Below are 20,242 nucleotides of genomic sequence, written 5' to 3'. Positions count from 1 at the left end.
ATGATGGGTTATTGGGCACCGATCGTCTCGGCCGTTTCGCTGCGGTCGCCAACGCTGGCATCCTCGACATCCACGTTGCGCGCCTGCGCCTGGTAGAGCTTGTAGTAGTGTCCCTCGCGCGCCAGCAGTTCGTCGTGGTTACCTACCTCGACGATCTGGCCGCGATCCATCACCACCAGGCGATCGGCCTTGCGCAGCGTCGACAAACGGTGCGCAATGGCAATCGTGGTGCGGCCCTGCACGAGGTTGTCGAGCGCCTTCTGGATTTCCTTCTCTGTGGTGGTGTCCACCGACGACGTGGCCTCGTCCATGATCAGGATGCGCGGATTGATCAGCAGCGCGCGGGCGATGGAGATACGCTGACGTTCGCCACCAGACAGGGCCTGGCCGCGCTCGCCCACCAGCGAGTCGTAGCCGTGCGGCAGGCGCAGGATGAACTCGTGGGCATGCGCCGCGCGGGCCGCGGCCACGATTTCCTCACGCGTGGCCTCGGGCTTGCCGTAGGCGATGTTGTCGGCGATCGTGCCGAAGAACAGGAACGGCTCCTGCAGCACAAGGCCGATGTTCTGGCGGAACTCCGAGACGGGCAGCGAGCGGATATCGACACCATCCACGCGAATCGCGCCTTCAGACACATCGTAGAAGCGGCAGATCAGATTCACCAGCGTGCTCTTGCCCGAGCCGCTATGGCCTACCAGGCCGATCATCTCGCCGGGACGAATCGACAGGTTCAGGTTGCGGATCACAGCACGGTTGCCGTAGCGGAAGCCAAGGTCGCGCAGTTCGATGGCACCCTGCACGTTCTCGATATGCACCGGGCGCTGAGGCTCCGGCACGCTCGATACGTGGTCGAGAATGTCGAAGATCCGCTTGGCGCCAGCCGCGGCCTTCTGCGTGACCGAGACGATTCGGCTCATCGAATCAAGGCGCGTATAGAAGCGGCTGATATAGGTCAGGAACGCGACCAGCACGCCTACGGTAATGGCGTCGTGGCTGACCTGCCAGATGCCGAAGATCCACACCACCAGCAAGCCCACCTCGGTCAGCATCGTCACGGTCGGCGTGAACAGCGACCACACCGCATTCACGCGATCGTTGATAGCGAGGTTGTGCCGGTTGGCTTCACGGAAGCGCGTGACTTCGCGCTTCTCCTGAGCGAACGCCTTCACCACCCGGATGCCCGGAATCGTATCGGCCAGCACGTTGGTGATTTCCGACCAGATCCGGTCGATCTTCTCGAAGCCATGGCGCAGGCGATCACGCACCAGGTGGATCATCCATGCGATGAACGGCAACGGCACCAGTGTCACGAGCGCGAGCCACGGATTGATGGAAATCAGGATGATCGCGGTCATCGCAATCATCAACACATCGGTGGCGAAGTCCAGCAGATGCAGCGACAGGAACACGCTGATACGGTCGCTCTCCGAGCCAATCCGCGCCATCAGGTCGCCCGTGCGCTTGCCGCCGAAGTATTCGAGCGACAACTTGAGCAAATGCTCGTACGTGGTGGTGCGCAGATCCGCACTGATGCGCTCCGAGACACGCGCCAGCAGATAGGTGCGCGCCCAGCCCAGCAGCCATGCCACCAGCGCCGCACCGAGCAGTCCGCCCAGGTACATCTTGACCAGGTCATAGTCGATGGGCACCCCGTTCTGATACGGAATCAGAACCTTGTCCATCAGCGGCATGGTCAGGTACGGCGGGATCAGCGTGGCACCCGTGCCGAGCACCAGCAGCATGAAGCCGGCCAGCAGTTCCCAGCGATACGGCCGGGCAAAGCGCCACAGGCGCAGCAGCGCCCAGGTGGAAGGCGGCGTTTCGAGTTCGCGGCTGCATTGCGGGCATTGCTCTTCGCCTGCCGGAATCGGCGCCTTGCAGGTGGGGCAGATATCTGCTTCGACAGAGACGGTGCGACCTGTCGTCAGCGCGTCAAGGCGCGTTTCGAACTGGTCGGCCAGACGCAACGCGTCGGGATTGTAACCAAGCGTATAGCGCCAGGTGGCCAGCCGCTGTGCGCCGCTGGCCAGTTCCAGCGTCCCTACCCCTGCATGGTCACCGTGCGAGAGTGACATCCCTGTTGCAATGTCCCAGCTTTGCAGCGATTTTTCTCCAGGTGTGCGAGAGATCAGACGACGATTCGTCACAATCAGCCACCCTTGGGTAAAATGCAGCCTCGCGTCCAGATCCAGTGGGAGCCCGGCCAGAACAGTTTCCCCGGGTGCCAGGCTGGCGGCCAGCTCGGCGACCCAGGGTTCCGGGGTGCCTGAGGGTTGGGGGACGGACGGGGAGGTTTGGGTCATCTGTTGGCGCTGGAAAACGAAAACAAGCTAGGAAACTGGCGGAGAAACGAGTGAAATGCGCGTCCGGATGACCCGAAAAGGATCAGATTCGGACATAAATTGAAACAATTTCAGCAGCTTGCCGACTGGCGGGCCGCAATTTTGCCCGCAAGTATACATAACGCAAACAAACGGAACTCCTGCTGCGCCGCACAACACGGCAGCGTGGTGTTTTTGGAGCCTGTGGGGTCAACCCTGAGCGTGCAGTAACGTTACTGAAAGGTTAGGCTTCCAATTCTCGGGCGCTCGCCCACTGCCTCAAAGTAGATCAATGAAAAAGAAGGACATTGAGATTTTCGATGTCATGTCGCTGCGCGGCCCGAATATGTGGACATATCGGCCAGTGCTGGAGGCGTGGGTCGACATCGGCGAACTGGAGGATTTCCCCTCCAACAAGATTCCGGGGTTCTACGAGCGGTTGTCGGCGTGGTTGCCGACGCTGATCGAGCACCGCTGCAGCCCCGGCGTGCGCGGTGGGTTCCTGATGCGCCTCAAGGAAGGAACGTGGCCGGGACACATCCTGGAACACGTCACGCTGGAGCTGCAGAATCTGGCTGGCATGCCGGGTGGCTTCGGCAAGGCGCGCGAGACCCCGGTGCGAGGCGTCTACAAGGTGATCGTGCGCGCCTGGCACGAGCAGGTGACGCGCGCGGCGCTGTTCACTGCCCGGGACCTGGTCATGGCCGCCATCGAGGATCGCCCGTTCGACGTGCCCGAGGCCGTGGACAACCTGCGCCGGCTGGTGGACGAACATTGCCTCGGCCCGAGCACCGCCTGCATCGTCGACGCGGCGGATGACCGGGACATCCCGTCGATCCGCCTGTCGGACGGCAACCTCGTGCAGCTCGGCTACGGTGCGCGTTCGCGTCGCATCTGGACGGCCGAGACTGACCGTACCAGCGCCATCGCCGAATCGATTTCGCGCGACAAGGACCTGACCAAGAGCTTGCTGGAATCTTGCGGCGTGCCGGTGCCGGAAGGCCGCATGGTCGACAGTGCCGAAGACGCCTGGGACGCTGCCGAGAGCATCGGCGTGCCGGTGGTGGTCAAGCCCTATGACGGCAACCACGGCCGTGGTGTCTTCACCAACCTGATGACGCGCGAGGAAGTGGAAACGGCCTATGCCGTGGCCATCGACGAAGGCAATGGCGTCATCGTCGAACGCTTCATTCCGGGCAACGAGCACCGCCTGCTGATCGTGGGCGGCCGCATGGTGGCCTGCGCGATGGGCGAGACCGCCTCGGTCGTCGGTGACGGCAAGCAGAGCATCGACGAACTGATCGAATCGCAAATCAACGCCGATCCGCGTCGCGGCAGCACCGAAGACCATCCGCTGAACCGCGTGCGCCTGGATTCCGCGGCACGTCTGGAACTCAAGCGCCAGGGCTACGCCGATGGCAGCGCCGTGCCGGCCGAGGGCCGTACCGTGCTGATCCAGCGCAACGGCAACGTGGCGTTCGACGTCACGGATCGCGTGCATCCGAGCGTGGCGGCCCATGCCGCGCTGGCTGCGCGCGTGGTGGGACTCGACATCGCCGGCGTGGACCTGGTGGCCGAGGATATCTCGCGACCGCTGGCCGAACAGCGCGGCGCCGTCGTCGAGGTCAACGCCGGTCCGGGCCTGCTGATGCACATCAAGCCCGCCGATGGCGAACCGCGCCCCGTTGGCCGCGCGATCGTCGATCACCTGTTCCCGAACCGCAATGGCGTTGAGGACGATGGCCGCATCCCCGTGGTGGGGATTGCGGGCACCAACGGCAAGACCGTGGTCGCCAAGCTCGTCGCACGATTGCTGCAACTCTCCGGCAAACATACGGGTCTGGCCTGCAGCGACGGCCTGTTCCTGGACCGCCGCCGCGTGGAAAGCGGTGACCGTGGCGAGAAGGCCAGTTGGGATGCCGGTCACCGCATCCTGATGAACCGCGCAGTGGAAGCCGCCGTGTTCGAAAACGACAGCGGCATGATCCTGTCGCAGGGCCTGCCCTACGACCGCTGCCAGGTGGGCGTGATCACGAACTTCGGCCAGCCCGATCACCTCGGCGACTACTACGTCGAGGACGAAGACCGCATGTATAACGTGCTGCGCACGCAGGTGGACGTGGTGCTGCAGACCGGCGCGGCCGTGCTCAATGGCGCCGATCCGCGTCTGGTCGAAATGGCCGAGCTGTGCGATGGCGACGTGATCTTCTTCGGCCTGTCCGCCGATGTGCCGGCCATCGCCGCGCATCGCGCTGCGGGCAAGCGCACGGTGTTCGTACGCGAAGGCAAGGTGGTGCTGGCCACGGGCAACAACGAAACCGCGCTGACCGATGTCTCGGCGATTCCGCTGACGTACGCGGGCCGTGTCGCGTTCCAGATCGAAAACGTGCTGGCCGCCGTGGCCACGGGCTGGGCGCTGGGCATCTCCAATGACCTGATCCGCGCGGGCGTGGTCACGTTCGATGTGGGCCAGGTGGACGTGCCGGGCCGCTTCACGATGTTCGAGCGCAATGGCGCCACCGTCATCGTCGACGATCCGCACAATGCGCCGGCCTTGACGGCACTGGCTGCCGCGCTGGACCGCTTTCCGTCCGAGCGGCGCCTGCTGGTGTTCGGCGCAGGCGTGCAACGCCGCGACGAGGACATCGTGGCGCAGGGCAAGGTCATCGGCAAGACGTTCGACCGGGTGTTCCTGTGCGAAGACCTGAGCGTACGCCGCGACCTGCCCGAGACCGAGGCGCGCGCCCTGCTCAAGAAGGGCCTGTATGAAGGACGCCGCGTGACCAAGATCATCGACGAAGGCAAGCGTAGCGTGGCTGTGGAAGCTGCGCTGTCGCAACTGGTGGCCGGGGACCTGCTGGTGCTCCAGTGCGACGAGGCATCGGTCGAGAGCACGGTCGAGCAGGTACATCAGTGGATGGGCCGCAGCGGACGCCGCGCGTGAATCCGGCCGGAAGAACAACGGATAAATAGTCTATGGAAGTTTCTCGCATCCGGGCCCTGCGTGGCCCGAATCTCTGGTGCCGACACACCGCCATCGAAGCCATCGTGGCGTGTTCCGACCAATCCCATCTGCTGGCCGAACTGCCCGGCTTCGAAGAGCGTCTGCGCGCGCGCTTCCCGGGCATCGGCCCGATGCGTCCCGACGAGGAAGCTGGCTCGCCCTCGATGGCGCATGCGCTCGAAGCCGCTGCGCTGGGCCTGCAGGCTGCGGCCGGCTGCCCGGTTACCTTCAGCCACGCGGCGCCTACGCTGGAACCGGGCACCTATCAGGTGGTGGTGCAGTACAGCGAAGAGGAAGTGGGCCGCCTGGCGTTCGAACTGGCCGAGAAACTTTGCCTGGCCGCACGCGACGACCAGCCGTTCGATCTCGACGATGCGCTGCATCGCCTGCGCGAACTGGACGAGGACGTGCGACTGGGCCCGAGCACGGGTTCGATCGTCTACGCAGCGGTTGCGCGCGGCATTCCGTATCGCCGCCTGACGCAGGGCTCGATGGTGCAGTTTGGCTGGGGCAGCAAGCAACGCCGCATCCAGGCCGCCGAGACTGACATGACGAGCGCGGTCTCCGAATCGATCGCGCAGGACAAGGAACTGACCAAGGCGCTGCTGCACGCAGCTGGCGTACCGGTGCCCTTGGGCCGCTCCGTACGCAGTGCCGATGAAGCCTGGGCGGCCGCGCAGGAAATCAACGGTCCGGTCGTGGTGAAGCCGCGCGACGGCAACCAGGGCAAGGGCGTGGCCGTGCGCATCCGCACGCGCGAGGAAGTCATGACGGCCTATGAAGTGGCGGCCGATATTTCTTCCGATGTGCTGGTGGAACGTTACATCCCCGGTCACGACTTCCGTTTGCTGGTAGTGGGCAAGCACCTCGTGGCCGCGGCGCGCCGCGATCCGCCCCAGGTGATTGGCGATGGCAAGCATACGGTGCGTGAACTCGTGGACGAAGTGAACCGCGACCCCCGCCGTGGCGAAGGCCATGCCACCTCGCTCACGAAGATCCGCTTCGACGACATCGCACTGGCCACGCTGGCCAAGCAGGGCCTGACCGCCGATGCCGTGCCGGCCAAGGGCACGCGCGTGGTCTTGCGCAATAACGCCAACCTGTCCACGGGTGGCAGCGCCACCGACGTGACCGACGACGTCCATCCGGACATCGCCGCGCGTGCCGTGGCCGCAGCCCAGATGGTCGGGCTCGACATCTGCGGCGTGGACGCTGTCTGCGAGACGATGCTCAAGCCATTCGAGGAACAGGCGGGCGGCATCGTCGAAGTCAACGCCGCGCCGGGGCTGCGCATGCATTTGCAGCCGTCGTACGGCAAGGGCCGCGCGGTGGGCGAAGCCATCATCTCGACGATGTTCACCGATGGCGACGATGGCCGGATTCCCGTGGTGGCCGTATCGGGCACCAATGGCAAGACCACGACCGTCCGCCTGATCACGCACCTGCTGGCCTCCAACGGGCTGCGCATGGGCATGACCGGCACCGACGGCGTCTACATCCGTGGCGAGCGCATCGACACCGGCGACTGCAGCGGACCGCGCAGTGCGCGCAACGTGCTGCTGCACCCCGACGTGGATGCCGCCGTGTTCGAAACCGCGCGTGGCGGGCTGCTGCGCGAAGGCCTGGCGTTCGACCGTTGCGACGTGGCCGTGGTGACCAACGTGGGCGAAGGCGACCACCTGGGGCTGTCGTACATCAGCACCGTGGAAGACCTGGCCGTGCTCAAGAGCGTGATCGTGCAAAACGTGGCGCCGCATGGCATGGCCGTGCTGAATGCCGCAGACCCGATGGTCGTGCGCATGGCCGATGCCTGCCCGGGCACCGTCACCTTCTTCGCGCACGATGCCGGCCTGCCGACGATGGCATTGCATCGCGCGCAGGGCAAGCGCGTGGTGTTCGTCGAAGGCGACGAGATCGTGGCCACCGAAGGCGAGACCGTGGCGCGCTTTGCGCTCGCGGATATCCCGCTCACGCGCAATGGCTCGATCGGCTTCCAGGTGGAAAACGCGATGTCGTCGATTGCTGCGGCATGGGCACTTGGCATCGACTGGAACGTGATCCGTCGCGGGCTGGCCACGTTTGTGAGCGACTCCGCCACGGCGCCGGGCCGCTTCAACGTGTTCGACTACAAGGGCGCAACACTGATTGCCGACTACGGACACAACCCGGACGCGATCCAGGCGTTGTGCAACGCCGTGCAGTCGATGCCGTCGAAGCAGCGCGTGGTGGTCATCAGCGGCGCGGGGGATCGTCGCGACGAGGACATCCGCAAGCAGACGCAGATCCTGGGCGGCGCATTCGACGATGTGCTGCTGTATCAGGATCAGTGCCAGCGGGGCCGCGAGGATGGCGAAGTGCTCGCCCTGTTGCAGGAGGGTCTGGTGGGTGCGCAACGTACCCGCCATATCGAGGAAATCCGTGGCGAGTTTCTTGCCATCGATACCGCGCTGGCCCGCCTGCAGCCCGGCGACCTGTGCCTGATCCTGATCGATCAGGTCGAGGAAGCGCTGGACCACATCGCCAAGCGCGTGGCGGGGCAGTGATCGACCACTGATCCGCCGGCAGTACCCTTCCCTCTCCACGCCCGGAGAGGGAAGGCTCCCACTTAGTGACGCGTCGGCAGCGAGAGCCGGCGCTCCATCACATGCTGCAGCGCCGACAGTGCGGTGCTCAGAATCCAGTAGATGACGGCGGCCGCCAGATAGAGCGGCAAGGGCTGGTAGGTTGCAGCGATGATTTCCTGCGACGTGCGCAGCAGTTCCGTCACGGTAATCACCGAAACCAGCGACGTGTCCTTGATCAGGCTGATCAGACTGTTCGAGAGGCTCGGCACCGCCAGCCGCAATGCCTGCGGTCCCACCACGAAGCCAAGCGTTTGAAGCGGTGTCATGCCCAGGCTGTACGCCGCGAGCCATTGGCCACGCGCCACGCCCAGAATCGCCCCGCGCATGCTTTCCGAGAGATACGCGCCCACATTGAGGCTCAGCGTCAGCACGCCAGCGGGCGTAGGCTCCAGCGAAATGCCGATGCCCGGCAAGCCGTAATACACCACGAAGATCTGCACCAGCAGCGGCGTGCCGCGCATGATGCTGACGTAGATGCGTGCGGGAATCGTGAAGATCCGCAACTGGCTGATGCCCATCAACGCCACCACCACTCCTACTATCAGCCCGAAGAACATCGACAGCACGGCGAACTTCAGCGTGAGCAGCGTGCCCTGCAACAGTACGGGCAGGGAATCAATGACGAGCTGGAGGGCAGGCATGGCGGAGGCTGGAAGCAGTCGTAAACCGGAATGCCGCGATCATACGTGAAGCCGGGGCCGGCCCGCTGCCAGCCCCTTGTTCGAACACACTATTGCTTTCTTACTTGAGCGGCTTCGTCACGTCCGACGCAAACCACTTGTTTGACAGCTTGGTCAGCGTGCCATCCTTCCGCAGATCGTCGAGTGCCTTGTCGATAGCAGCGGCGAACTTGGGATTGTCCTTGCGGAACGGGATGGCGACCTCGGTGTTGGCACCCGGCAGCACTGCGCCCGGACGCAGCGGCAAGTTGGCCTGCTTGATCAGGTAGTTGACCATCAACCGGTCATTGAGCGCCGCATCCACGCGTTGCGAAGCCAGGTCGCGCAGGTACTCGGGCGCACCGGGATACGTCTTCACGTCGATGCCCGGCACCGACTTGGCCAATTCGTTGTAGTTGCTGCCCAGGCTCACGCCGAGCTTGTGGCCCTTGAGCGCGTCGAGCGAGGCGAACTCGCGCTTGTCGTCCTTGCGCTGGATGAGCTGGGCGGCGGAGTACACATACGGCGTGGAGAAATCGAGCGCCTGCTTGCGTTGCGGCGTGACGGAGACCTGATTGACGATGATGTCGAACTTGCCCGCCTGCAGGCCGGCGATGATCGCACTCCATTCGGTCGTCACGAATTCCGGTTTGACGCCAAGCTTGGCGGCCACGGCACGCGCCACGTCGACATCGAAGCCGTCGAGCTCGTTGTTGGCACCACGATATCCGAACGGGGGGTAGGTCCCTTCCAGACCCACCTTGAGGACACCGGCCTGCTTCACGGTGTCCAGCAGGTCGGCAGCCTGCGCTGCCGTCGCGGAAACGCCGCCCGCCACCAGTGCGGTAACCAGCAGCGTCTTGAACCAACCCGATCGAATCTTTCGCATATGTTCTCCAGTAAGGATGCGGTTCTTTTGCCGAGCCCCTCCTCTCTTAGAGGAAGGCCGGCGGCCCTATGAGCCTATAACGGCCTCAAAGGTACCGCAAACACTATCGAAAGCGAAATAATGATTCGATATGGCTATATAACTGGGCTTTACTTACTCCCCTCTCCCGCGTGCGGGATAGGGGCTGGGGGAGAGGGCCAGCGGTGCAATCAACAACATGCCGCAATTTGAACCACATGCCCTCTCCCCCACCCCTCTCCCACTGACATGGGAGAGGGGAGCGCATAACGACGGGTAGCGCCCGTGTCTTACTGAAACGCCTTGTCGTTCGGCGCGGCAAACAGCTGCTTCATTTCCGGCGACAGCGCGTAGTTCATGTTGATGTTGCGCGGCGGGATCGGTTGCAGGAACCACTTGGTGTACATCTTCTCGGCGCGGCCGCTCTTCTGGATGTCGGCCACCACATCGTCCACGAGCTTCTTGAACTGGGCGTCGTCCTTGCGGAACATGCAAGCGTAGTTTTCGGTCTGCAGCGGCGTGCCGGCCACAACCCACTCACCTGCATTCTTGGCCTTGGTACGTTCGCCGTACAGCAGCGGCTCGTCCATCACGAATGCTGCGGCGCGACCCGTTTCCAGGATCAGGAACGCCTGGCCGTGGTCCTTGGCGCTGGTGAGGTTCATGTTGTAGCCCTCGCCGTTCATCTTGACCAGCAGACGCTCGCCGGTGGTGCCGGCCGTGGTGACCACGTTCTTGCCCTTGAGGTCAGGGAAGTCGCTCACGCCCGAATCCTTCTTCGTCAGCATGCGGATGCCGTAGATGAACAGGCTGTTCGAGAAGGCCACCTGCTTCTGACGCTCGGTATTGTTCGTGGTGCTGCCGCATTCGATGTCGAGCGTACCGTTCTGCATCAGCGGAATGCGGTTCTGCGACGTGATCGGCGTCATCTTGACCTGCAGGTTCGGCATGTTCAGCGTCGACTTGACCTTGTCGACGATAGCCAGCAGGTAGTCATGCGAATAGCCCATGACTTCCTTGCCATCGGAATACGAAAAAGGAATCGACGATTCGCGATAGCCCAGCGAAATCGTGTTGCTGTCCTTGATCTTCTTGAGCGTATCGCCATCGGCGGCATGGGCGCCAGCGGCGGCACCGAGCAGGACGGCCGCAGCCAGCAGGCGTTGGACGGGGAATTGACGGACAGACAGTGACTTCATGATTCGCTCCTTCAAGGGGCTTGGTTTAATGGCACGACGAGGCAATCTCACTACCGAGTATTTACTGCGGCGTATCAACTACGCGTATCACTCACACTTCCACTTCTTCACATCTTCAGTACAACCCGTGTTGCAGCCATCCACTCGCACTAGCTAGGCAGCCGCTGCACTGAAATCTTCCGCATCGATGGCCGGGCGGCGCCCAGCCAACTGATCCGCCAGCAGACCCGCGCTGCCCATCGCCAGCGTGAAACCCAACGCGCCGTGACCGAGGTTCAGCCACAGCCCGCGTAACCGAGATTCGCCAACCATCGGCAAACCCGTTGGCGTGGCAGGCCGCAATCCGGCCCATGGCTGCAGGCCGTCGAGGTCCGCGCCGTTCGCCACATTGCCGAACACCGCGCGCGTCTGCGACACCAGCGTCTGCGCGCGCTCGCGATCGATGACTGCACCGCCGCGCACGATATCGGCCATCCCTGCCACGCGCAGCGTGTTGCCGATGCGCGCATAGACGATCTTGTTGGCGAAGTCCGTCACGCTGATATGCGGAGCCTGCACGCCATCGGCGATCGGCACCGTGATGCTGTAACCCTTCAGCGGCCACAGCATCGGCCGGACACCCGCCGGACGCAGCAATGGCACGCTGCCGATGCCGCCCGACACGATGACGGCATCCGCTGCAATCTCGCCCTGATCGGTGCGCAGGCCCGTTACCCGGTCACCCTGACGCATCAATTCGGTCACCCGCGTGCCGAAGCGCAGCGTCACGGCAGGATTGCCTTGCAACAGATGGGCCAGCGATACGCAAAAACGATGACAATCGCCCACTTCCTCGCTCGGCGTGTAGATCGCACCGGCGATATCTTCCTGAATACCGGCCAACGCCGGCTCCAGCGCCACCGTGGCCGTACGATCCAGCGCCTGCTGTTCGCATCCCAGGCTGGCTTGGTAATCGAGCAGCCGGCAAGCCGACTCGTAGGCGGCGGTATCGCGATGCACCACAAGCTTGCCGCGCCGCGCAAAATCGAAACCGCCACCCTCCTCGCGGGCATCGGGCCGTTCCACGAACGCCTGCATCAGATCCCGCGAATAGAACGCCAGGCGCAGCAGCTTGCGCGTCGTGGCCTCGCTGGTCGATGCATTGCAAGCCCGCACAAACGCCATCAGCCAGCGCCACTGGCCCGGGTCCATCGACGGACGGAAGCGCATCGGCGAATCGCGGTCCAGCAGCCACCCCGGCACCTTCGACAGCACGCCAGGGCCGGCAAGCGGCGCCACGTAGCTGTAGCTGAGCTGGCCACCGTTGGCGAAGCTGGTTTCCTCGCCCGGCCCGGTGTGCCGTTCCACCACCGTCACCTCATGCCCGTCATTGGCCAGTCGCCATGCCGTGGTCATGCCCACCACACCTGCGCCCACGATTGCGATTCGCACTCTGCACCTGCTTTCCATCAAAACGATGGGCCAGAGCGTAGAACACACGCGGCCGCTTGCCCAATGCCAATACGTGCCAGAATATGTCCTCAAGCTATAGGTGCGCACCACGGGTCTACCCTGTAGTGCAAAGCACCATTGCGCCTTCCGCCTACGCACCATGGCGGTCACCACTTGGCACCACAACGATGCGCCTGCGCCAGATCGAAGTCTTCCGCGCGGTGATGCTGACAGGCACCGTCAGCGAAGCCGCCCGCCTGCTCCATGTCTCCCAACCCGTCGTCACGCGCGTGCTACAGCACGCCGAGGCGTCGCTGGGCTTTCGTCTGTTCGATCGGCAACGCGGCAGGCTCCAGCCGACTCCCGAAGCCGTGGCGTTGTATGGCGATGTCGAAAGGCTATATGGCGAGATCGAGCGCGTACGGCGCGTTTCCGAAAGCCTGCGGCACAAGGGCGCGGGACGCCTGCGCGTGGCCGCGACGCCTAGCCTGGCCAATCCGCTGCTAGTCCCCGCCGTGCGACGCTTCTGCGCGCGACACCCCGAAACGCAGGTACAGGTGCTGACGCACCATACGAACGAGATCGTCGCGGCGCTGCTCGCCAACCAGATCGATGTGGGATTCGCGTTTTCCCCACCGCTGCACGAAGCGATTACGAGCCAACCCGTCGCCACCGGACGCATGCTGCTGGCCGTGCCGCGCGAGCAGCCGTTGCCTGCGGGCCGGCGCGGCGTGGTGCCGATCCGCAAGGTCATGGAGCGACCGTTCATCGGCTATGACGACGACAGTTCGCTCGGCCTGCTAGTCCGGCAGACATTGGCACGCCATGCGCTGGAACCACACTCCACGCTGGAAGTACAAACCTATTCGCTCGCGCTGGCGCTGGTCGATGCCGGACTCGGCCTGACATTGCTCGACCAGTACACCGCGCTGAGCGCCAACCCAGATCACGTGACGCTGCACGATGTGCAGCCCGAACTAGGCTTCGAGATCCAGATGCTGCGCGCGAGCCATCGCGGCGCGTCGAGCCTCGTCGACGATATGCACGCGCAGTTCACGGCTGCGGCTGGGGCGCTCGCCGCCACGCTCGATGATCGGCTGGCAGCATCGTTGGTCCACTTTGATCCGCCGGGACGCTGACGATCGATTCGATTTGACGAGTGAGCAGACAATTGACAGCCCCGGCGCGGGGCACCATCATCGACATGCCCCTACCGGCGCGTGAAACCTTATGTTCGTCCTGACCCTGATCCTTCTTGTGCTGGCGAGCGCGTTCTTCTCGATCTCCGAGATCGCCCTGACCGCGGCCCGGCGCACCAAACTCCAAGTCCTCTCCGAACGCGGCGATCGCCGTGCCACCAAGGTGTTGCTGCTCAAGGAAGAGCCCGGCAACTTTTTCACGATCGTGCAGATCGGCGTGAACAGCGTGGCGATCCTGGCCGGTATCCTCGGCGAAAAGCACGTCTCGGACCTGCTCTACGAACTCCTGCTGAGCTATATGGATGCCGGGGTCGCGCAACGCGTGGCCAATATCGGCTCGTTCCTGGTGGTGACGCTGCTCTTCATCCAGTTCGCCGACCTGATTCCGAAACGCATCGCGATGACATTCCCCGAAGCCTGCGCGGTGCAGGTCATCGGCCCGATGCTGATGCTGCTGCGGATCTTCAAGCCTGTAGTGTGGGTCTTCAATGCCGCTGCCGACGCCATGCTGCGCCTGCTCGGCATTCCCACCAAGCCCGTGGACCAGATCACCACGGAAGACATCGCCGCAATGGTCGATGCCGGTGCCGAGGCCGGCGTGCTGCACAAGCATGAACTGCACCTGATCGAGAACGTATTCGAACTGGACTCGAAGCCGATCACCGCAATCATGACGCCGCGTGACGACGTGGTCTTCCTGACGCTCGACGAATCCGCCGACAGCATCTGCCGCAAGCTGGTCAAGCAACCGCACGGCCAGTATCCGGTCTGCGGCAAGAGCATCGACGACGTGCTCGGTTTCATGGACTCCAAGGCCATCCTGCAACTGCTGCTGGCCAACGAAAGCGCCGCCGTGCTCGACGATATCGGCAAGCACTACGACAAGAACGTGCTCGTGATTCCAGACACACTAACGCTATCCGAATCGCTGACGCGCTTCCGCGAGATGCACGAGAACTTCGCGATCGTGATGAACGAATATGGACTGGTGGTGGGAATCGTCACGCTCGACGACAGCGTCGGCGCGCTGATGGGCGACATCCTCTACACGAACGAAGACGAACAGATCGTGCGCCGCGACGACTCGTCATGGCTCGTGGATGGCCTCACGCCGCTGGTGGACCTGAAGAAGGCGCTGGAACTGGAAACGCTGCCCGGCGACGACTATGTCGACACCGCAGCAGGCCTGGTCATCTACGCGCTGAAACGCATCCCGAAGAAATCGGAATCGATCACCGTGGCCGGCTACCGCTTCGAAGTGCTCGACATCGACCATCACAAGATCGACCAGTTGCTGGTGTCGAGGTTGCCGGTGGTGGCAAAGGCGTCCGAGTAACCCTTGTTTTTTGCTCCCCTCTCCCGCAAGGCGGGAGAGGGGAGCAAAACCACAGTAAAAATCAATCGCCCAAAAACAAAACCGACGCGTGCTTGCGCAGGCGTCGGTTTGAGATTTACTACTTTTGTTGCTTGCCGGTGGTCGAATACGTCGGCAGCTTCTTGTTTTGGCGGAGAGGGTGGGATTCGAACCCACGGTACCGTCGCCGGTACGCCTGATTTCGAGTCAGGTACATTCGACCACTCTGCCACCTCTCCGGTAACTGGGTCGTTGCGTTTCAGCAGCGAAGCCAAGATTATAGGGACATTGCTACGAATTGCGCAAGCCCCTTCCTGCAATTTTTTAGGCTTCCGGTTCCAGTCGCTCGGTGCCACCCATGTAGGGTTGCAGCGCCTTCGGCACAGTCAGCGAACCATCGGCGTTCTGGTAGTTTTCGAGAATCGCCACGAGCGTGCGGCCCACGGCCAGGCCCGAGCCGTTCAGCGTATGCACGAGTTCCGGCTTGCCTTGCGCGGCGCGCGAGCGGGCCTGCATGCGGCGCGCCTGGAAGTCGCCCATGTTCGAGCACGAGCTGATTTCGCGGTACGTGTTCTGCGCGGGAATCCACACTTCGATGTCGTAGGTCTTGGTACTGCCGAAACCCATGTCGCCCGTGCACAGCACCACGGTGCGGAACGGCAGGTCCAGCTTCTTGAGGATGGCTTCGGCGTGGCCGGTCATCTGTTCCAGCGCATCCATCGACTGGTCTGCCGGCACGACCTGAACCATCTCGACCTTGTCGAACTGGTGCTGGCGGATCATGCCGCGCGTATCCTTGCCATACGAGCCAGCTTCGGAGCGGAAGCACGGGGTATGCGCCACGAAACGCAGCGGCAGTTTCTCGGCCGCGACGATGGCATCGCGGACCATATTGGTCAGCGGCACTTCGGCGGTCGGGATCAGATAGAAATTCTCGATCGTGTCCTGACCGTCCTCGCCACCCACCTTGCGCGGCACCTTGAACAGATCGTCTTCGAACTTCGGCAGTTGGCCCGTGCCGCGCATCGACGCAGCATTGACGATGTAGGGCACGTACATCTCGGTGTAGCCGTGCTCCAGCGTATGCGTATCGACCATCAGCTGCACCAGCGCGCGGTGCATGCGGGCGATACCGCCACGCAGGAAGGTGAAGCGCGAACCGGTCACCTTCGAAGCGGTCTCGAAATCCAGGCCCAGTTGCGCGCCGACATCGACGTGGTCCTTCACCTCGAAATCGAACGTGCGCGGCGTGCCGACGCGGCGCACTTCCACGTTCTGGGTCTCGTCCTTGCCCACGGGGACGCTGGCGTCCGGCAGGTTCGGAATCGACATCATGGCGTCGTTGAGCTGGCCCTGGATCTGGCCCAGACGCTCGGCCGAAGACTTCAGCGTGTCGGCAATGCCAGCCACTTCGGCCATCGGGGCCGAGGCGTCTTCGCCTTTGCCCTTGAGCATGCCGATCTGCTTGGACAGCGCGTTACGGCGCGCCTGCAGGTCTTCGGTCTGGGTCTGCAGTTGCTTGCGTTCGGCCTCCAGGGCCTGGAACGTTGCAATGTCGAGTTGGAATCCGCGCGTGGCAAGGCGTTGGGCCACGGCGTCGATGTCTTTGCGGAACAGCTGGATGTCGAGCATGTTGCGGGTCGGTGTGCAGTACCGGCGACATGCCGGCGGAACGCGACATTTTACTGCACCCACATGGCCGCACGCGCCGAATCTGCCGGGTTTTCGTCCCGTTGTTCTCGGGCGAGCGCCATATGGCGCCGCACCCTCAGTCTTTGTCGCCGCTTTCCGAGGGGTTCCTTGCGCCCTTCTGCTCCCGATGCCAGGCCGCATCGAGATCGCGCAGGTGCCGCAATTTGTCGCCGATCTTGCCCTCCAGCCCGCGCGGGGTGGGCTGATACCAGTCCTGGCGCCGCAGGTCGTCAGGCAGGTAGTGCTCGCCGGCGGCATAGGCTTCGGGCTCGTCATGCGCGTAGCGATACGCGTGACCGTAGCCGAGTTCCTTCATCAGCTTGGTCGGCGCATTGCGCAGATGCACGGGCACCGGTCGCGATTTATCCTTGGCGACGAATGCGCGTACCGCGTTATAGGCGTTGTAGCCCGCGTTGGACTTCGGCGCCACGGCCAGATAGATCAGCGCCTGGCCCAGCGCCAGTTCGCCCTCGGGCGAGCCCAGTCGCTCGTAGGTTTCCGCTGCATCAAGCGTGATGCGGGCCGCGCGCGGATCGGCCAGTCCGATGTCTTCCCACGCCATCCGCACAATGCGGCGCGCCAGATAGCGTGGATCTGCGCCGCCGTCGATCATCCGGCAGAACCAGTACAGCGCGCCATCGGGATCGGAGCCGCGCACGGACTTGTGCAGCGCGCTGATCTGGTCGTAGAACGCGTCGCCGCCCTTGTCGAAGCGCCGCAGGTTCTCGGCCAGCGCACTGCCCAGCAGCGCCGTATCCACCAACTGCACACCGGCATTGCGCGCGGCGCGCACCACGATCTCGATGTTGTTGAGCAGCTTGCGGCCATCTCCATCGGCCGATCCGACGATCAGCGTCATGGCCTCGTCGTCCCAGGCCACGCCACCGAGTTCTTCGCTCGCGCGCAGCACCAATTGGCGCAACTCGGTTTCATCGAGGCTCTTGAGCACGTACACCGCCGCACGCGACAGCAATGCGCCGTTGACCTCGAACGACGGGTTCTCGGTGGTGGCGCCGATGAACACGAACAGCCCGCTTTCCACATGAGGCAGGAAAGCATCCTGCTGGCTCTTGTTGAAGCGGTGCACCTCATCGACGAACACCAGCGTGCGCCGGCCATGCGCGCGGTATTGCTCGGCGCGCTCCACGGCTTCGCGGATATCTTTCACGCCCGACAGCACCGCCGACAACGCGATGAACTCGGCATCGAACGCATTGGCCATCAGCCGTGCCAGCGTGGTCTTGCCTACGCCGGGCGGCCCCCACAGGATCATCGAATGCGGCTCGCCCGATTCAAAGGCCACGCGCAGTGGCTTGCCGGCGCCCAGCAGGTGCTGCTGGCCGATGACTTCGTCGATATTGCGCGGGCGCAGACGCTCCGCGAGCGGTTGCCGGGAACGTTCAGGGGGGTCGGAGAACAGCGAATCCGCCACGATGCGAAAGCCTTTCAGTAGATGCGGCCGCCGAAGCGGCGCGGAACGCCACAGTGTAGACCATCCCGTGCCGCGCACTTTTTCCTGAAGCCCGCCTAAAGGTTTGCTTGCAATGTGCCGATAGCACCCAATGGCCCGCGTTTCACGCCACACGGGCAGACTCGGCGCCGGCACGACCGGCGGCTCACCGCAGGACATTGTTTTCGAACTTCGAGGATTTGTATGCTGCGTTACCGCATGCTGATGTTCAAGCTGAACCGGCTGGCTAACAAGAACAAGCTCAACGCCGTGGATGAGGTGTCGCTGGCCGGCCAGTTCACGGAACTGATCGAATCGCAGGAAGACGCCGACCGGGTCATCGAGGACCTGTTCGAGCACGAGAATCCGCATGTGCGCCGCATTGGCCTGTCCGCCATCCGCCGCACCCGCCGCCACGGTGGACGCCTGCTCCCGGCAGCGCTGCTTAAACGCATGGCCGATGTGGAAGGCTGGATTCGACACGACGCCATCTGGATCGTGCAGGAAGCCACCATGGATGGCGCCGAACTGCGCGCCGCCCTGCGTCGCGTGGCGGGCAATGTGAAACTGCCGCAAGACGCGGTGCGCGCCAAGCAGAACCCCGCCGACGGCCACCTCAACGCCGCCGTGCGCGCGAGGCAGTATCTCGATGTACTGATCGCAAAATCAGCCGCCGCTCACAATGAAGCGCTGGCGGCAGGAGGCGGACTGGCGGGTGCCACTGACGGCAAACCCTACGCGCAGGACTCCGTAGGCCACATCCGGGCCGTGCATCGCCAGCTTCAGAAAAAGACGGCGGGGCGCAAGCTCAAGAGCAGCACCAAACTCACGTTCCGCAAGATCGAGCCGCGATACTCCGAGAACGACAACCGGCGCTTCCTGACCTGATGCAACCTGCCGCATGGCGGGCGGCGCACCGATGCTGCGCCGCCGCATGAGCGGGATGGCAAGGCGATCTGAATTCTTTCGAATGCGGAAACCGGCGCGCCACCCCGCCTTGTCATCCTTTACCATGGCAGGCAGCCGGCATTTGGCGCCGGCATGACAGGAGGACATCACTGCCATGGCCATCACCACCCGCGTACGCAAGAAGAAGCAGTATCGGAAAGCGGTGCTGAAACTGCGCGCCGCCATCAAGCGCGGCGACGAGGAAGCGATCCGTATCCGCCGCGAGAAACTGCAGGCACTGCCGAAACCGCGCCAGCGCTACGCGCGCGAATCACTGGCGGGGTAGATCCCCTCCGCATCACCAGCAGCAATCAGCCGCGCGCCCGTTCGGTCAGTGTCTTCACTGCATCGGCCGGCAGCGGGCCGTGGCAGCTGCGCTCTCCCCCCGTCTGACCCACGATCAGCCAGACTTTGTCCGGCGTTCCCTTCGGGTGAAACACCCAGGCCGGTCCGCGCGCCAGGCTGGCGGCGGGCAGGTCTTCCAATGCTCCCCTGTCGGGAGATTGCAGCAGCGCGGCGCATTCCGTCGGTGCAATGCGCGTGGCCTGGAGGAAGTCGCTATTGGCGAGCACTTCGGGCAGCGCGGTATCCGAGCCGCGCAGGAAGGCGTCCACGTCGAACCGGCTGGCATGGCTGGTTGCGCAGCCGGCCAGCACCAGTGCGGCGGCCACGGCACTGCCGGATGCCACGAACGTGCGGCAGGAATACAGGAAAGCGGGGGCGTCTTTCATCGATGGTGTCCTTGGCGCGGCGTTGATTCGCCAGATGCGCTTATTGCTTCATCACGTCGGCGCCCTTCGGCACCGTGAAGCGGAACGCGTCCGCAGGCAGCGGTGGATTCTTCTGGATGCCCGTGAACGTCAGCATCGTCGTGTTGCCGAACGCATCGCGCAATTCCATCGCCTCCAGATTACCGCCCTTGAAGCCAATGGCGATCCGCTCGAACTGCGTGTCCTTCGCCTTCGGCGTCAGGTCAAGCCACTCCACGCCGTCACGCGTGGCGCCATTCTTCACGTCGAAGTTCTTGCCCAGATCGTTGCTGCCGAACAGGATGGCCGCCGGGCTCGATCCCAGCGCGCCATCGAGCTTGCGCTCGGTGACCTGATTCAGGTCTTTATCGTAGATGTACAGCGTCTGGCCATCGGCCTGCAGAAGTTGATCATAGGGCTTGGTATAGCGCCACGTGAACTTGCCAGGCCGCGCAAAGGCGAACGTGCCGCTGGAGGTACCAGCCACCTTGGTGTCGGCGCCCTGCCCCTTGATCTGCTTTTGCGTGAATTCGCCGCGTGCGGACTTCACGGTGGTCACGAAGGTCTGCAACTGGTCGGTAGCAGCGGCCTGGGCGGCAGGCACAGCCGCCAGCAACGCCAGCGACGCGCACAGCGGCGCGAGGATGCGAGTTCGCATGAATCCAATCCTTTATGAGTCGCGAATGACGGTTAGAGCCTAATGCG

General features: G+C 63.7%; 15 protein-coding genes and 1 tRNA gene. 6 read left to right on the top strand and 10 right to left on the bottom strand.

Annotation, left to right across the window (positions count from 1 at the left end; genetic code table 11):
* Nucleotides 1–8 precede the first annotated feature (8 nt).
* Nucleotides 9–2,303: an ABC transporter ATP-binding protein gene (locus GA566_RS03465; protein WP_137926654.1), complete on the bottom strand. Its 2,295-nt coding sequence runs from the start codon at nt 2,301–2,303 to the stop codon at nt 9–11.
* Between the two features lie 310 nt (nt 2,304–2,613).
* Here GA566_RS03465 and cphA (GA566_RS03460) point away from each other — a divergent pair, with 310 nt between their 5' ends.
* Nucleotides 2,614–5,265 (top strand): cyanophycin synthetase, encoded by a 2,652-nt coding sequence (gene cphA / locus GA566_RS03460; RefSeq protein WP_160471645.1) that lies wholly within the window; start codon nt 2,614–2,616, stop codon nt 5,263–5,265.
* 32 nt (nt 5,266–5,297) lie between these two features.
* The gene (gene cphA, locus GA566_RS03455; protein ID WP_160471643.1) at nt 5,298–7,868 is read left to right on the top strand and encodes a cyanophycin synthetase; all 2,571 of its coding nucleotides are present in this window, start codon (nt 5,298–5,300) and stop codon (nt 7,866–7,868) included.
* A 62-nt stretch (nt 7,869–7,930) separates the two neighbouring features.
* Here the strand turns inward: cphA (GA566_RS03455) and GA566_RS03450 are convergent, their stop codons facing one another.
* From GA566_RS03450 to GA566_RS03435, 4 genes are all read right to left on the bottom strand, one after another.
* Complete coding sequence (locus GA566_RS03450; protein ID WP_137926657.1) at nt 7,931–8,590, bottom strand: amino acid ABC transporter permease; 660 nt, start codon at nt 8,588–8,590, stop codon at nt 7,931–7,933.
* Between the two features lie 100 nt (nt 8,591–8,690).
* Entirely contained in the window at nt 8,691–9,497 is an 807-nt protein-coding gene (locus tag GA566_RS03445) for a transporter substrate-binding domain-containing protein (RefSeq protein WP_160471642.1), read from the bottom strand.
* A gap of 308 nt (nt 9,498–9,805) precedes the next feature.
* Entirely contained in the window at nt 9,806–10,714 is a 909-nt protein-coding gene (locus GA566_RS03440) for a glutamate/aspartate ABC transporter substrate-binding protein (protein WP_137926659.1), read from the bottom strand.
* A 153-nt stretch (nt 10,715–10,867) separates the two neighbouring features.
* Entirely contained in the window at nt 10,868–12,145 is a 1,278-nt protein-coding gene (locus tag GA566_RS03435; RefSeq protein ID WP_160471640.1) for a D-amino acid dehydrogenase, read from the bottom strand.
* Nucleotides 12,146–12,333: 188 nt separating this feature from the next.
* Here GA566_RS03435 and GA566_RS03430 point away from each other — a divergent pair, with 188 nt between their 5' ends.
* Nucleotides 12,334–13,284, top strand: a complete 951-nt coding sequence (locus tag GA566_RS03430) for a LysR family transcriptional regulator (protein WP_137926661.1) — start codon at nt 12,334–12,336, stop codon at nt 13,282–13,284.
* A gap of 91 nt (nt 13,285–13,375) precedes the next feature.
* Complete coding sequence (locus GA566_RS03425) at nt 13,376–14,680, top strand: hemolysin family protein (RefSeq protein ID WP_160471638.1); 1,305 nt, start codon at nt 13,376–13,378, stop codon at nt 14,678–14,680.
* Nucleotides 14,681–14,847: 167 nt separating this feature from the next.
* Here GA566_RS03425 and GA566_RS03420 read toward each other — a convergent pair.
* The 3 genes from GA566_RS03420 to GA566_RS03410 form a co-directional block, all read right to left on the bottom strand.
* Nucleotides 14,848–14,937 (bottom strand) — tRNA-Ser (locus tag GA566_RS03420).
* A gap of 85 nt (nt 14,938–15,022) precedes the next feature.
* On the bottom strand, nt 15,023–16,330 hold the full coding sequence (gene serS, locus GA566_RS03415) for a serine--tRNA ligase (protein WP_137926663.1): 1,308 nt from the start codon (nt 16,328–16,330) through the stop codon (nt 15,023–15,025).
* Between the two features lie 136 nt (nt 16,331–16,466).
* Nucleotides 16,467–17,822 (bottom strand): replication-associated recombination protein A, encoded by a 1,356-nt coding sequence (locus GA566_RS03410; RefSeq protein WP_160471636.1) that lies wholly within the window; start codon nt 17,820–17,822, stop codon nt 16,467–16,469.
* Nucleotides 17,823–18,044: 222 nt separating this feature from the next.
* Here GA566_RS03410 and GA566_RS03405 point away from each other — a divergent pair, with 222 nt between their 5' ends.
* Nucleotides 18,045–18,728 carry a hypothetical protein gene (locus GA566_RS03405; RefSeq protein WP_137926665.1) on the top strand — a complete coding sequence of 228 codons (684 nt, stop codon included), beginning with the start codon at nt 18,045–18,047 and terminating at the stop codon, nt 18,726–18,728.
* Between the two features lie 175 nt (nt 18,729–18,903).
* Nucleotides 18,904–19,074 carry a hypothetical protein gene (locus GA566_RS32850; RefSeq protein ID WP_171020460.1) on the top strand — a complete coding sequence of 57 codons (171 nt, stop codon included), beginning with the start codon at nt 18,904–18,906 and terminating at the stop codon, nt 19,072–19,074.
* A 25-nt stretch (nt 19,075–19,099) separates the two neighbouring features.
* On the opposite strand, the gene GA566_RS03400 is transcribed toward GA566_RS32850, so the two are convergent.
* Together GA566_RS03400 and lolA are read right to left on the bottom strand one after the other, a co-directional pair.
* Nucleotides 19,100–19,519: a hypothetical protein gene (locus GA566_RS03400; RefSeq protein WP_137926666.1), complete on the bottom strand. Its 420-nt coding sequence runs from the start codon at nt 19,517–19,519 to the stop codon at nt 19,100–19,102.
* A gap of 40 nt (nt 19,520–19,559) precedes the next feature.
* Nucleotides 19,560–20,195, bottom strand: a complete 636-nt coding sequence (gene lolA / locus GA566_RS03395; RefSeq protein WP_160471635.1) for an outer membrane lipoprotein chaperone LolA — start codon at nt 20,193–20,195, stop codon at nt 19,560–19,562.
* Nucleotides 20,196–20,242 lie beyond the last annotated feature (47 nt).

Source organism: Cupriavidus sp. SW-Y-13 (assembly GCF_009793345.1).
GTDB lineage: Bacteria > Pseudomonadota > Gammaproteobacteria > Burkholderiales > Burkholderiaceae > Cupriavidus.
The sequence above is the reverse complement of the archived record's forward strand: the minus strand, read 5'-3'. Positions and strand labels throughout refer to the sequence as shown.